13 protein-coding genes and 2 tRNA genes are annotated in these 13,517 nt (G+C 53.0%); 12 read left to right on the top strand and 3 right to left on the bottom strand.

Annotation, left to right across the window (positions count from 1 at the left end; translation table 11 throughout):
* The first annotated feature begins 8 nt into the window (after positions 1 to 8).
* The 5 genes from dapA to HUF18_RS00510 all read left to right on the top strand — a co-directional run bounded on the left by dapA (position 9) and on the right by HUF18_RS00510 (position 4,061).
* Positions 9 to 884, top strand: coding sequence for a 4-hydroxy-tetrahydrodipicolinate synthase (gene dapA, locus HUF18_RS00530; RefSeq protein WP_145470366.1), 876 nt, complete (start codon positions 9 to 11; stop codon positions 882 to 884).
* Positions 885 to 897: 13 nt separating this feature from the next.
* Positions 898 to 1,548: an outer membrane protein assembly factor BamC gene (bamC, locus tag HUF18_RS00525; RefSeq protein ID WP_186436007.1), complete on the top strand. Its 651-nt coding sequence runs from the start codon at positions 898 to 900 to the stop codon at positions 1,546 to 1,548.
* Positions 1,545 to 2,306, top strand: coding sequence for an MBL fold metallo-hydrolase (locus tag HUF18_RS00520; protein WP_145470370.1), 762 nt, complete (start codon positions 1,545 to 1,547; stop codon positions 2,304 to 2,306). Before bamC ends, HUF18_RS00520 begins: the two co-directional genes overlap by 4 nt.
* Before the next feature lie 48 nt (positions 2,307 to 2,354).
* The gene (purC, locus tag HUF18_RS00515; protein WP_225690712.1) at positions 2,355 to 3,065 is read left to right on the top strand and encodes a phosphoribosylaminoimidazolesuccinocarboxamide synthase; all 711 of its coding nucleotides are present in this window, start codon (positions 2,355 to 2,357) and stop codon (positions 3,063 to 3,065) included.
* Positions 3,066 to 3,308: 243 nt separating this feature from the next.
* Positions 3,309 to 4,061, top strand: a complete 753-nt coding sequence (locus tag HUF18_RS00510; RefSeq protein ID WP_145470374.1) for a TIGR04219 family outer membrane beta-barrel protein — start codon at positions 3,309 to 3,311, stop codon at positions 4,059 to 4,061.
* 81 nt (positions 4,062 to 4,142) lie between these two features.
* Here HUF18_RS00510 and HUF18_RS00505 read toward each other — a convergent pair whose 3' ends face one another.
* Positions 4,143 to 4,985, bottom strand: a complete 843-nt coding sequence (locus HUF18_RS00505) for a hypothetical protein (protein WP_225690710.1) — start codon at positions 4,983 to 4,985, stop codon at positions 4,143 to 4,145.
* A gap of 165 nt (positions 4,986 to 5,150) precedes the next feature.
* Here HUF18_RS00505 and HUF18_RS00500 point away from each other — a divergent pair, with 165 nt between their 5' ends.
* Both HUF18_RS00500 and HUF18_RS00495 read left to right on the top strand, forming a co-directional pair.
* Entirely contained in the window at positions 5,151 to 5,351 is a 201-nt protein-coding gene (locus HUF18_RS00500) for a hypothetical protein (protein WP_225690708.1), read from the top strand.
* Between the two features lie 118 nt (positions 5,352 to 5,469).
* Positions 5,470 to 6,162 (top strand): FKBP-type peptidyl-prolyl cis-trans isomerase, encoded by a 693-nt coding sequence (locus HUF18_RS00495; protein ID WP_145470378.1) that lies wholly within the window; start codon positions 5,470 to 5,472, stop codon positions 6,160 to 6,162.
* A gap of 417 nt (positions 6,163 to 6,579) precedes the next feature.
* On the opposite strand, the gene HUF18_RS00490 is transcribed toward HUF18_RS00495, so the two are convergent.
* Together HUF18_RS00490 and HUF18_RS00485 are read right to left on the bottom strand one after the other, a co-directional pair.
* Positions 6,580 to 6,656 (bottom strand) — tRNA-Pro (locus tag HUF18_RS00490).
* A gap of 9 nt (positions 6,657 to 6,665) precedes the next feature.
* A tRNA-Asn gene (locus HUF18_RS00485) sits at positions 6,666 to 6,741 on the bottom strand.
* A gap of 353 nt (positions 6,742 to 7,094) precedes the next feature.
* Here HUF18_RS00485 and zwf point away from each other — a divergent pair.
* From zwf to HUF18_RS00460, 5 genes are read left to right on the top strand one after another with little or no spacing between them, the layout of a single operon-like run.
* On the top strand, positions 7,095 to 8,552 hold the full coding sequence (gene zwf / locus HUF18_RS00480) for a glucose-6-phosphate dehydrogenase (RefSeq protein ID WP_225690706.1): 1,458 nt from the start codon (positions 7,095 to 7,097) through the stop codon (positions 8,550 to 8,552).
* A 9-nt stretch (positions 8,553 to 8,561) separates the two neighbouring features.
* Complete coding sequence (gene pgl, locus HUF18_RS00475) at positions 8,562 to 9,311, top strand: 6-phosphogluconolactonase (RefSeq protein ID WP_225690704.1); 750 nt, start codon at positions 8,562 to 8,564, stop codon at positions 9,309 to 9,311.
* Positions 9,292 to 11,103 (top strand): phosphogluconate dehydratase, encoded by a 1,812-nt coding sequence (gene edd / locus HUF18_RS00470; protein ID WP_225690702.1) that lies wholly within the window; start codon positions 9,292 to 9,294, stop codon positions 11,101 to 11,103. Before pgl ends, edd begins: the two co-directional genes overlap by 20 nt.
* A gap of 48 nt (positions 11,104 to 11,151) precedes the next feature.
* Positions 11,152 to 11,760: a bifunctional 4-hydroxy-2-oxoglutarate aldolase/2-dehydro-3-deoxy-phosphogluconate aldolase gene (gene eda, locus HUF18_RS00465; protein WP_225690700.1), complete on the top strand. Its 609-nt coding sequence runs from the start codon at positions 11,152 to 11,154 to the stop codon at positions 11,758 to 11,760.
* A gap of 10 nt (positions 11,761 to 11,770) precedes the next feature.
* Positions 11,771 to 13,510, top strand: a complete 1,740-nt coding sequence (locus HUF18_RS00460; RefSeq protein ID WP_225690698.1) for a sugar phosphorylase — start codon at positions 11,771 to 11,773, stop codon at positions 13,508 to 13,510.
* The last annotated feature ends 7 nt before the right edge of the window (positions 13,511 to 13,517 follow it).

Here is a 13,517-nt window from a genome sequence, read left to right as displayed (position 1 = left end):
AGAGCTCAATGATTACCGGCAGTATTGTGGCTTTGGTAACCCCTATGCACGCTGATGGCAGTGTGGATTGGGAAAGTCTGGACGGACTGGTGGAGTTCCACATCAAACAGGGCACCGATGCTATTGTTGCCGTGGGCACCACCGGTGAATCGGCAACCCTGAGCACAGAAGAGCACTGTGCGGTGATTGAGCGTGTGGTTAAGGTCACCGCCGGTCGTCGTCCGATCATTGCCGGAACCGGCGCTAACTCAACCTCAGAAGCGATTGAGCTGACCCAGGAAGCAAAAAATCTGGGGGCCGATGCCTGTCTGCTGGTTACTCCGTATTACAACAAGCCTCCGCAGCGTGGCCTGATCAAGCACCACGAGGCCATTGCTGCTGCCGTGGATATTCCGCAGATTCTGTACAACGTACCAGGCCGTACTGCTTGTGACATGCTGCCGGAAACCATCGCAGCCCTGGCGGATGTTGAGCAGATTGTGGCCGTTAAAGAAGCGACCGGTGATCTGGAACGTGCGCGTAAAGTCATTGAACTGGTGGGTGACCGTATGGCGGTCTATTCCGGTGATGATGCTACGGCTTATGAGCTGATCCTGCTGGGTGGTAAAGGCAATATTTCGGTAACGGCCAACGTGGCACCAGCTTTAATGCATCAGCTGTGTATGCTGGCGCTGGATGGTCAGGCGGCGGAAGCGAAAGCGCTGAATGAGCGTCTGATGAACCTGCACAATGCCATGTTCTGCGAAGCCAACCCGATTCCGGTGAAATGGGCCTTGCATAAAATGGGGCTGATGGGACGTGGTATCCGTCTGCCGCTGGTCGAGCTGGATGAGCGTTACAAGCCAAAAGTTGAGCTGTCTCTGGCTGCTCTTGAACTCATTTAAAGCAGGCGATTGCATGCGTATTTTATTGTTGCCAGCCGTTGTTATGCTGTCCGGTTGCAGCTGGATGTTCGGTGATACCTTCCGTGACCGTGCGATGGACTATCTGGATGCAGAAGAGCAGGCGCCAACCCGGACGGAGCAGGATATCCGCCTGGTAACATCCGATGCCTATGCAATCCCGGCCTTGCCGGTTACTCCGGAAAAACCATCCTCGTTCGAGACACCACAGCCGCAGCGTTATATTGCGGAAGACGAAGAGGCTGATAACGTTGCCTCTCTGAGTGAATACCGTTCTGAAGCGCTGAATCCGCGTCTGGAAAAAGATGGCGCCGGTACGCTGATCCTGCGTCTTGATGGTGGTTTTGCCAGCGCTTGGGCCTCGGTTACGGAGGCTTTGAGTGCCTCTGATCTGAAACTGACCGACCTTAACCGCAGCACCGGTACCTATTATCTGGAAATGACGACCCGCAACGATGCAGAGCAGCTGAGCTGGTGGGATCGTTTCTGGGGGGGCGACAATGTCGTGACAGAAACCTATCTGCTGAAGATGAACCGCGCTCGCCAGGGAGTGTATTTATCTCTGCTGACCGATGCCGACAATCTGGCCGGCGAAGCCTTAACGGCTGATGTGCTGAACGAGATTAAAGCCCAGCTGGAAAAGTGAGATACGCATCTTTGGGCAGTGGCAGTCGCGGAAATGCCACCATTGTTTTACAGAATGACCGCGGAGTGCTGATTGACTGCGGCTTTAACCGCAAAAATATTCTGCTGCGGCTGCAGGAGTCCGGTGTTGACCCGCGCCAGCTGGATGGTGTGTTTGTTACTCACGAGCATGGTGATCATGCCAAAGGGGTGGCAGCGTTATGTGAAGCTCTGAGCATTCCGTTTTATGCCTCCTTTGGCACGGCACGCAAAATGGAATGGACGGAACATCCGCTCTGGCGTTGTATCAGCTCTGATCAGGTAACCAGTGTGGGTGGTCTGGCGGTGTTGCCGGTCGTGGTGCCTCACGATGCGGAAGAGCCTCTGCAGTTTGTACTGGAAAACAGCGCGGAAAAACGCCTCGGTGTTTTGTCGGATCTTGGTTCGTTAACGCCGCATATTGTGAATGTTTATCAGCGCTGCCATGCCTTACAGGTTGAAGCCAACCACGATCCGCTGATGTTGCAGAATGGTCCTTATCCGCCCAGCCTGCGTGCCAGAGTGGCCGGCAATTTTGGTCATCTGAGTAATCAGCAGTGTGCTGAGCTGATCAGTCGCGTGCAGTGGGACGGCCTGCAGCATGTCACGGCAGGTCATATCAGTGAAAAGAATAACGACCGTGCTCTGGTCAGCCAGACACTGTCTCAGGCGCTGCAATGTGCGCCGCATGAAGTATCTTTGCTGCAACAGGATCAGGTATCCGACTGGCGGCAGCTGTAACAACCGGTTTTTAAGATCCACCATTTAAGATCATCCTCGGAGAACCCCATGGAAAAGCGTGAATTACTCTACTCAGGTAAGGCGAAGTCTGTGTATACCACTGACGATCCGGACTACATGGTGCTGGAGTTCCGCAACGATACTTCCGCTTTCGATGGCAAGAAAGTCGAGCAGCTGGACCGCAAAGGTATGGTGAACAACAAGTTCAACGCCTACATCATGACTAAGCTGGCTGAAGCCGGCATTCCGACACATTTTGAACGCCTGCTGTCGGATACCGATGCGCTGGTTAAGCGTCTGGATATGATTCCGCTGGAGTGTGTGGTGCGTAATATCGCCGCAGGTTCTCTGTGCCGTCGTCTGGGTGTGGAAGAGGGAATCGATCTGGTTCCGCCAACCTTCGAACTGTTCCTGAAGAATGATGCGCTGGGCGACCCGATGGTCAATGAATACCACGCCCGTTCTTTTGGCTGGGTGGAAGATCAGCATCTGGCGCGTATGAAAGACCTGACCTTCAAAGTGAACGATGTACTGAAGCAGATTTTCCTTGAAGGTGGCCTGCTGCTGGTTGATTCCAAGCTGGAATTCGGCCTGTTTAAAGGTGAAGTTGTTCTGGGTGACGAATTCTCACCAGACGGCTGCCGCCTGTGGGATAAAGATTCCCGTGAGAAACTGGATAAAGACCGTTTCCGTCAGGGATTGGGCGGTGTGGTTGAAGCCTACGAAGAAGTGGGTCGTCGTATCGGCGTGACCTTCTGATTACCGGCCGGATTGATTTCCGGCTGTCCGTTCTTCACCGTCTTCTGGCGGTGGAGAGCGCATTTTCTTTTCGTTTTATTTTCCTCTCTGTGTTTCTTTCCCTGTTGCATCTCCTCCCTTATTTGTGAAGTATTTCTTGCTGGCTGCGCAAAGAATTGGCATTCGTGCCATTTGCGGGCAAACTAGCTGCACTCGGCCGCACTGACGGTTGACTGGATAAATCATAAGAACGGGAATATCTCCATGAAAAAGACTGCAATCGCTGCGTTTCTGCTGGCTATGACACCAGTAGCCGCACAAGCTGATTTACTTTTTACCGTCGGTGCCAAAGCCAGCGTCTGGAATGCCGAAGCCGGTGGCCAGATTGATGAGGGCGTTTCTGTTGAAAAAGATGGCCTGAATATCGATTCTGACAATGGCCAGCAGCTGACCGTATTTTTTGAGCACCCGCTGCCGTTTATTCCTAATCTGAAGCTGAAGCAGACCTCACTGGAATTGGAAGGCGACGGTAATATTAACGCTCAGTTTGCTGATCAGACCTTCAACGAGAATGTCACCAGTACGCTGGATCTGAGTCACTCTGATCTGACTCTGTACTGGGGTCTGCCATTACCGGTGCCTTTTGTTGATATTAATTTTGGTCTGACCGCCCGTCAGTTTGATGGCGTTGCGGAAGTCAGTGGAAAAACCAGCAGTGTGAACGAAAGTGTTGATCTCGATTTCGTAATGCCGCTGGTATACGGTGAAGTGAAAATCGACAGCCCGTTCGGTCTGTACGCTTCTGCCGATATTAACTACATCGGTATGGGTGGTAATAAGCTGAGCGATATCAGTTATGGCATCGGTTATGATCTGCCGATTCCTGTTGTCGATATCGGTCTGGAAGCCGGTTACCGCAGCATTAATCTGAAAGCCGACAAAGACCTGGCTGACATCGATACCGATTTCGATGTGTCCGGTGCTTACTTCGGTGCGTCTCTGGCACTGGGTTTCTGATAAGTGCTTCTGATAAGAGCTGATATGTCAGCATAAAAAAAGCGGCCATCATGGCCGCTTTTTTTATGGCTTGCCGTCAGGCTATTCTTTTTCGCGGATAAACTCCGCCAGAATTTCGCCTTTCTTATGGCTGGCCACCAGAACGCTGATAACCTCTGCGCGTACGGCATGAGTCGGATGTTTGCGGTAATCCGAGTCGAGGTAGCAACGGTCTTTCAGCAGGCAGAAACGCAGGCCTAATTGCAGGCTCAGGGTACGCTCCGAGGTGTAGGGGTAGGCAACTTCCGGTGTTACATCCCAGGACAGGTCATCAAATAAACCCGGCTCCCAGCGCCAGAGAGCACTTTGCCTGTTGTTCTGGTTAACCAGTGAATCATAATTTTTAAAATTCAGAACGGCGGCAACCCAGCGTTGTCCGCGGTCGCGCAGAACTTCCTGACCAATGCGGTTAATTTCAGTTTCTTCTTTTAATGCAAATTCCAGTACGGATTTGGCCAGCTGCCCTGGCTGATACTGGGCTTTTTCATCCGGGAATAACGGGCCATAAACGGCGCTGTTCGGTAAGTTGCGCATACCAACAATGGTAAAGCTCTGCTTGTTCTGACCGTAGTTGTATTTGGCCGGCTGCAGATCGAATTGTACGTAATAGATTTTATCAGACGACAGGTCGTCTTCCGGGCTGTTGCTGAATAGAGTGTTGATCTGCTGCTGGCTGAGCTGAGTTTTTTTGCTCCAGGCCGTACGCGCATCAGAGAGACGTTCGCGGGTGCGGATTTCGCGCTCCTGTGCTTCTTTTTGTGCGGCGAGGGCGGCCTGTTCCGCGCGCTGCGCTTCAAGCAGCTGCATACGGCGTAGTTCTTCTTTGGATGGGCCGGAGCAGGCTTGTAGTGTCAGTATGCAGGCCAGAATAATCAGCATCCGCATGGTGGTATCTCCTTTATTTTTCTCATTTGCGGCGGATTATATCCTGCTTTTATCCCCTTTGTGTGACGGAAAGGATATTCCTTTGCCGACAGGTTGCAGCCGGTGCGCTGGACACTGCTGCGGTGCTGTGCGAATCTTGGCGAAAATATGCATTTGGATAATGCTGTGAAGGTTCTGTTCTGTCTGTTGTTTCTGAGCTTGTTGGGCTGCGGTGAAGGTTTGGGAAATATACCGGATGCCGAACTGCGCCAGCGTCATTATCGTTGCCAGATGGCGACGGGTCTGTCACAGGCTGAAATTCAGGTCTGCAAAAACATCAAACGGGAATGCGAGCTGCGGGCTAAAAACGGTAATTTTGCCTGCTGAATGTGGTGTGATTCTCTGTTTGCACGGAAAAACTTCGTATTGCTTTTGCTGTCATAGGAATTACTACAGGCTTGTAGTAGTGTACTGGCCTCTTGGATAACTCATGCAAGGAATTTTCATGAATCTGATTAAATCAGCACCTGCGGTCATTCTGGGTGCTTTGTTGTTGGCCGGTTGCGGTCAGGAGGACTCTGTGAAGTTAGAAAATCATGTTGATCAGGCGAGCTATGGCGTTGGTCTGAATATTGGTCGTCAGCTGTCTCGTGAAGAAGTCGACATGAATGCTGATGCGATTGCTGCAGGTATCAAAGATGCCCTGGCAAATGCTGAGCCACGTATCGGTGAAGATGTGATTAAAGCGGCTTTTGATAAAATCCGTGAAGAGCAAACCATGAAGCAGGAAGCACTGAATGACGCCGCTGCAAAAGCGGGTCAGGATTTCCTGGCTGAAAATGCCAAGCGTGAAGGTGTGACTGTGACTGAATCCGGTCTGCAGTACGAAGTTATGGTTGCTGCGGCTGATGGTCAGCCAATGCCTGAAGCTTCTGATACTGTTCGTGTGCACTATCACGGTACTCTGATTGATGGCACTGTATTTGACAGTTCTGTTGAGCGTGGCGAGCCTGCACAGTTCCCGGTTACCGGTGTTATCCGTGGTTGGGTTGAAGCGCTGCAGATGATGAAAGTCGGTGACAAGTGGAAGCTGTTTATTCCTGCTGAGCTGGCTTACGGTGCGCGTAGCCCAAGCCCGCGTATTCCTGCAAACTCCGCTCTGGTGTTTGAGGTTGAGCTGCTGGATATCGTTAAATAATTAACGCCAGTTGCAAGGTGCGGTGTATGCCGCACCTGCTCTTTCTGCTGTTTTCTGTTTGTCTCTTTTCTTATCTTCTTGATTTTTTGTTGTCTGTCGCACTAATCGGTGTGCTTAGTGGCCGGTTGGCCCTGTCTCAGATAATTGCCCATATCGGCCAGTGTACGGCGCAAACTGTTTAGCTGATTTTCGTTTATGGCAATGGTGGATGCGCATTTCCGGCAGTCGAGCATTTTATGCTGAAGCAACTCGGCAGCACGTTTGGCATTGATAGTATTGCAGGCAGGGCAGGTAACAGGATATTGAGCTGATTGAGCAACGGAATTCACAGCAGTTCCCGCAAGTTAACATAATTGATGTCACAAGCTAGTGGAAAAGTATGAAGAATAAAAGAAAGGAATGTTAAGAGTGTAAAGTTGGTCGGGGTAGAGAGATTCGAACTCCCGACATCCTGCTCCCAAAGCAGGCGCGCTACCAGACTGCGCTATACCCCGAATGCTGTTTGGCTCCCCGAGTTGGACTTGAACCAACGACCAATAGATTAACAGTCTACTGCTCTACCGACTGAGCTATCGGGGAACTTCGTAACAGCGAGGCGTATATTACGGAGGGGACTGTTGTTCGTCAACACCTTTTTTCAATAAAAACAAAAAACTAGCGAAGATTTTACCATCAGCAGCATTCTGTCTGTGTGCCTCGGCTAAAGTGGATTAAGGGGACGTTCAGCGGTGTATGGTCGTCAGCGGACAAAGCGGCCGAAGATGCGGCGCTGGCAGAGTAATTCATGTCACACTTTATCCGGATCATCAGTCATTGCCATGGTTTTGACAGACGGAAGTCCGGATTGTGCCTTAGGCTGGTGTTCGGTTGCACTTGATGAGATGTTAACGAGTGACAGGAAAGCCCTGATTTCTTTGCAAAGGAGATAGCGGATGCATATCAATGCTCCATTCGAGCTGATTCTGTTTGGTGGCCTGGGGGATCTGGCGCAACGCAAGCTGCTGCCAGCATTGTATTTGCTGCATCGTGACGGGCGTCTGCCGGCCGGGCGGATTTACTCGACCACCCGGCGGGACATCGGCGCCACCGATTTTGCCGAGATGGTTCGCGCTGCACTTAAGCGGCATGTCGCGACTGAATATCTGGAAGAAAGCAGCTGGCAGAGTTTCAGCGAGCGCCTGCACTGTCTGACCGTCGACCTCAGTGATGAAAGCCAGTACAGCCTGTTGGCCGGCGCTCTGATGCCCGGTGATATCAACCGTATTTTTTATCTGGCCACCGGTTCCGATCTCTATACCGGTATAGCCCGTGGTCTGCATAACAGTGGCCTGATTCTCAGCCAGAGCAAGATCGTGCTGGAAAAGCCCATCGGCCATGACTTTGCTTCCGCTCAGGCAATTAATAACGCCGTTGCTGAATACTTTGCGGAGTCACAGATTTACCGTATCGATCATTACCTGGGCAAAGAAACGGTACAGAATCTGATGGTGCTGCGTTTTGCCAACTCCCTGTTTGAATCCCAGTGGAATCAGAAGTACATCGATCATATTCAGATCACCATTTCTGAATCTCTGGGCGTAGAAAAACGTGCAGGTTTTTATGATCAGGTCGGCGCCATGCGCGATATGTTTCAGAATCATCTGCTGCAACTGCTGTGTATTACCGCGATGGAACCACCGGCCCGGCTGGAGCCGGATGCGGTGCGTGATGAAAAGGTAAAAGTGCTCAAATCCCTGAAGGCCATTACGGCAGAGGCGGTCAGTGATAAGGTGGTTCGTGGTCAGTACGATGCTGGTGTGTCAGACGGTCAGCCGGTACCACGCTACCGCGATGAACCCGGTGTGCAGGCAAAAAGCATGACCGAAACCTTTGTCGCAGTAAAAGTCGAGATTGATAACTGGCGCTGGGCAGGGGTGCCGTTTTATTTACGTACTGGTAAGCGTCTGGCGGACCGGGCCTGTGAAATCGTGGTGCATTTTAAGGCCATTCCGCACTCTATCTTCCCGATGCAGCACAAAAATACCATGGCGAACAAACTGATCTTCCGCCTGCAGCCGGATGAAGGTATCCGCCTGATGCTGTGCGAAAAACGGGTAGGGCCGGGCATGAATGTGCGGCCGATGAACCTCAGTCTGAATCCGGCCAACCATAAGCAGACACGGGTGCCGGAAGCCTACGAGCGCCTGCTGTTTGATGTGCTGAGCGGTAATGCCACGCTGTTTTTGCGCGACGATGAATTACTTGAGGCATGGCGCTGGGTCGATCCGATTCTTCAGGCGTGGAACGATTCTGAACAGCGGCCTGAACCCTATACTTCGGGTTCCTGGGGGCCGGCAGCAGCAACCTTACTGCTGGCCAAAGATGGCCGTCTGTGGGATGAAAACAGCTGAGGAATGCCTATGTTGAACGGAATGCAGGATCTGCGCTTTAACAGCAGTGACACGCTGGCCAGACAGCTGGCGGGTGATCTGGCGACGCGTCTGCAGCGCTGCATTGAACGCCGTGGCCGGGCTTGCCTGGCGGTCAGCGGTGGCAAGACGCCGGTCGGTTTTTTTCAGCAGCTGGCGCAGCAGCAGATCGACTGGAAGAAAGTTCTGATTACGCTGGTGGATGAACGCTGGGTGGACGAGCATGATCCGCAGAGCAATGCTGCGCTGGTGCGTGAGCATCTGCTGCAACATCAGGCGGCACAGGCTTACTTTCTGCCATTAAAAAACAAGGCAGCCTCACCGCAGCAGGGCTTTATGGACTGTGAAAATACCCTGCACGAGCAGATTGATCAGCTCGATTATGCCGTACTGGGTATGGGCAGCGATGGTCATACGGCGAGCTGGTTTCCACACAGCCAGGCACTGCCGCGCTGTCTGGATGGCAACTCCGGCGCCTGGTGTTGCCCGGTGAGCGACGAACAGATCACGCCGCCACGTATGACCCTGACCTGGAGTTTGCTGGCGAACTGCCGCCATCTGTTTTTGTTATTTGACGGTGACGATAAAAACCACGTGTTCAGTCTTGCCTGCGACGCTGCTGAAGCAGGTAACACCGCGGCCATGCCGGTGCGCCGGGTTTTGTTTCAGTCACAGGTCGGCCTGAGTGTTTATCGCCGGGAAAATTTACACGGAGAGCCTGATGCACCCCTTACTGCTTGATGTTACCGAACGCATCCGCCAGCGCAGCAAAGCCACCCGCGCTGCTTATCTGGCACAAACAGAACTGGCCGTTGCCCGGGGGCCCGTGCGCGAACAGCTGAGCTGTACCAATCTGGCCCATGATTATGCGGCATCCTCAGATACTGAAAAACTGATCCTGAAGCAGAATCACCGTGCCGCCAATATTGCCATCATCAGTGCGTATAACGATGTGCTGTCGGCCCATGCGCCATATCGCGATTACCCGCAGCAACTGAAAAAAGCACTGGCGGCCTGTGGTCATGTCGGACAGATGGCCGGTGGCGTGCCGGCGATGTGTGATGGTGTCACTCAGGGGCAAACAGGGATGGAATTGTCGTTATTCAGCCGTGATGTGATTGCGCTGAGTACAGCGGTGGCGATGTCACATCAGGTGTTCGACGGCATGCTGCTGCTCGGCATCTGCGACAAAATTGTACCGGGGTTATTGATGGCTGCTCTGCGCTTTGGCCATCTGCCGGCGGTATTTGTACCGGCAGGCCCCATGCCCAGCGGTATCAGTAACAACGATAAAGCCAAAGTCCGGCAGGCCTATGCCGCCGGAGAAATTGGCCGCGATGAGCTGCTGCACAGCGAGATGGCCTCGTATCACAGTGCCGGCACCTGCACCTTTTATGGCACCGCCAATTCCAATCAGATGCTGATGGAAATCATGGGCCTGCAGTTACCGGGGTCTTCGTTTATTAATCCGAATGATCCGTTGCGCGCGCCATTAACCGCCGCCGCGGCCCAGCGTGTCAGCGAGCTTACTGCTCTGGCGCCAGACTTTATGCCACTGGGGCAGATGGTGGATGAGCGCACGCTGGTGAATGCCATGGTGGGGCTGCTGGCGACCGGTGGTTCGACCAATCACAGCATTCACTTACCGGCGATCGGACGTATGGCCGGTATTCTGATCGACTGGCAGGATATGGCCGATCTGTCGGATGTTGTACCGCTGCTGACGCGGGTTTATCCCAATGGCAAGGCCGATATCAACGCCTTTCAGCAAAGTGGTGGCATGGCCTATTTAATGCGCGAACTGGCTTCCGCCGGGCTGCTGCATACCGATGTTAAAACCATTATGGGCGATGGCCTGGAGCCGTATTTTAAGGAGCCGTATCAGAATTCAGAGGGCACGCTGAGCTGGCGCCCGGCGGTAGCTGAGAGTCTTGATTTATCGGTGCTGGCACCTGCCCATGCGCCTTTTATGCGCGAAGGCGGCATGAAATTGCTGCAGGGCAATCTGGGCCGGGCGATCATGAAAGTGTCGGCGGTGCCGGATGACCGCTGGCAGGTCGAAGCTCCGGTGCGGGTATTTATAACCCAGGAAGCGGTGCTTAACGCATACCGCAATGGTGAACTCAACTGCGATGTGGTGGTGGTACTGAAATATCAGGGACCAAAAGCCAATGGCATGCCGGAGCTGCATCAGCTGACACCGGCGCTGACCAATCTGCAGGAGGCTGGCTACCGTGTGGCGCTGGTGACCGATGGGCGCTTATCCGGTGCTTCTGGCAAGGTCCCGGCGGCCATTCATGTCTGCCCGGAAGCTTATGCCGGCGGCTGGCTGGATAGGGTTCAGGATGGTGATGTGATTCGCCTCGACGGCCATCATGGTGAACTGACGGTGCTGGCCGAAGGTTTTGCTCAGCGTCCGGCCCATGAGCCGCCCGTATTGTCGGCGACCGGGGTTGGCCGCGAGTTATTCGCCGGCTTGCGCAAATTAGTCACTCCGGCCGATCAGGGCGCGTTGTCTGTCGGCTGGGATTAAAACAGGACACTCGTCCGAGTATTCAGGGTACGTTTAAGGAGAATCGTGATGTGGGATTTATGGTTGGACCGCGCCAAGCCTCTGGTGCCTGTTATGGTGATTGAAGATCCGGAAGACGCGGTGCCGATGGCGCAGGCGCTGGTGCAGGGCGGTGTGCGTCTGCTGGAAATTACCCTGCGTACCCGCCATGGACTGGAAGCCATCACGCGGATAAAGCATGAAGTTCCCGGAGCTATTGTCGGCGTGGGCACCGTAACCAGTGCACAGCAGATGGAAGATGCACTGAACCGGGGCGCCGAGTTCGTTGTCAGTCCGGGCATTTCGCCGGAGTTGCTGGAATGTGCCCGTCGTTGGGGAGGCCCTTATCTGCCCGGTGTGGCAACCCCGAGCGAAGTGTTGCAGGCGCGGGCTGCGGGCTTTAAATATCAAAAGTTTTTTCCGGCCGCCGCTGCCGGAGGCATCGATATGCTGAAAGCCTTTTCAGGCCCCTTTGCCGATGTGAAATTCTGCCCGACCGGCGGTATTGGTCAGAAAAATTATCAGGATTATCTGGCACTGAATAATGTCTTTGCGGTGGGCGGCAGCTGGCTGACACCGGCAGAGGCCGTCTCGGCACGAAACTGGCAAGCCATTACTACGATGGCCATTGCCGGATAACTGAGAACCTATGGATGACCCAATACTGAGCGGTTTTAAACAACGCCTGGAACGTATTTATTCTGAGCGGAATGACCTGCAGGAGCTGGCGCAGAATATTCTGCGTCTGTGCCAGCAGTTTTCTGACAATACAGCCCGGCAGGAAAGTACAGCCAGAGCGGAACGCTGGTCGGAGCAGGACGTTATTCTGATCACCTACGGCCACAGTATTCAGCACAGTGGTGAGATTCCGCTGCAGACACTGGGCGATTTTTTACGCGCTCATTTGCAGGACACGGTTAATAATGTGCATATCCTGCCGTTTTTTCCCTACAGTTCGGACGATGGTTTTTCGGTAATTGATTACCGTCAGGTCAATCCCGACTGGGGCAGCTGGGAGGATATCAGTGCCATCGCCAGAGATTTTGATCTGATGATGGATCTGGTGATCAATCATTGTTCGCGTGAGAATTTATGGTTTGTAGATTACATCGCCAACCGCGAGCCCTACAGTGATTATTTTATTGAAACAGATCCCGCAACCGATGTTTCGGCGGTCACCCGTCCGCGTAATACACCATTATTAACCCCGGTTCATACCCACCGTGGCGTACGTCATGTCTGGGCTACTTTCAGTGAAGATCAGATCGATCTGAATTTTGAAAATCCCGCCGTTTTACTCGAATTTATTCAGATATTACTGTTGTATGTGGAGCGTGGTGCGCGCTTTATTCGTCTGGATGCCATTGCTTTTTTATGGAAAAAAATCGGCACCCGCTGTGTGCATCTGCCGCAGACCCATGAGGTGGTAAAACTGCTGCGTGATGTGCTCGATTATGCCGCACCGGAAGTGGTTTTAATCACCGAAACCAATGTGCCGGTCGCTGAAAATCTGAGTTATTTCGGTCAGTCCGATGAAGCGCATATGGTTTATCAGTTCGGCCTGCCACCGCTGGTTCTGCATGCCCTGAATCGTGGTAACGCCAGCTTTCTGACTGACTGGGCGGATAAAATACCGCCACTGCCACCGGGCTGTACGTATCTGAATTTTACCGCTTCCCATGATGGGATCGGAGTGCGCCCGGTGGAGGGAATTTTACCGGAGCGTGAAGTGCAGGACCTGATTGATTCCATGCACCGTTTTGGTGGCTTTGTCAGTATGAAAGCCAACCCCGATGGCAGTCAGAGCCCTTATGAAATCAATATCAGCTTGTTTGATGCCTGCATGGGCACACGGCGCGGCAGCGATCATTTTCAGGTGCAGCGTTTCCTGTGTTCGCAGGCCATTATGCTGGCCCTGAGGGGAATTCCGGCGTTGTACATTCACAGCCTGGTCGCCACTCCGAACGACCTGGATCATGTTGAACAAACCGGCCGCACTCGTTCTATTAACCGTAAAATCTGGGATAAACATGAACTGGAATGCCTGCTGAATAATCCGGTGACACCCCAGGCGGAAGTCTTTACGGAATTACGCCGTATGATCAGAATACGCCGTGAGCAGAAGGCTTTTCACCCGGATGCCAGGCAGGACATTGTACGGATTAATTCCGATTTATTTATTGTTAAGCGCACCAGCGTCGATAGCAGTCAGACACTGTATGCGCTGTCAAATGTGACGGAGCGTATTCTGCAGCTGCCATTGGCCAGTCTGGGCTTTTTACCCGGTGGACTGACCGATTTTCTGAGTCATCATGAGGCGGATATTGCCGCAACGGAGATATTAACTCTGGCGCCGTATCAGACGGTATGGCTGACGCAGAGTCTGTAAGGGGAAT

The organism is Thalassolituus sp. ST750PaO-4 (genome assembly GCF_020320405.1).
GTDB lineage: Bacteria > Pseudomonadota > Gammaproteobacteria > Pseudomonadales > Oceanobacteraceae > Venatoribacter > Venatoribacter alkanivorans.
Note: the sequence above shows the minus strand (reverse complement) of the source record. Positions and strands in the feature narration are given on the sequence as shown.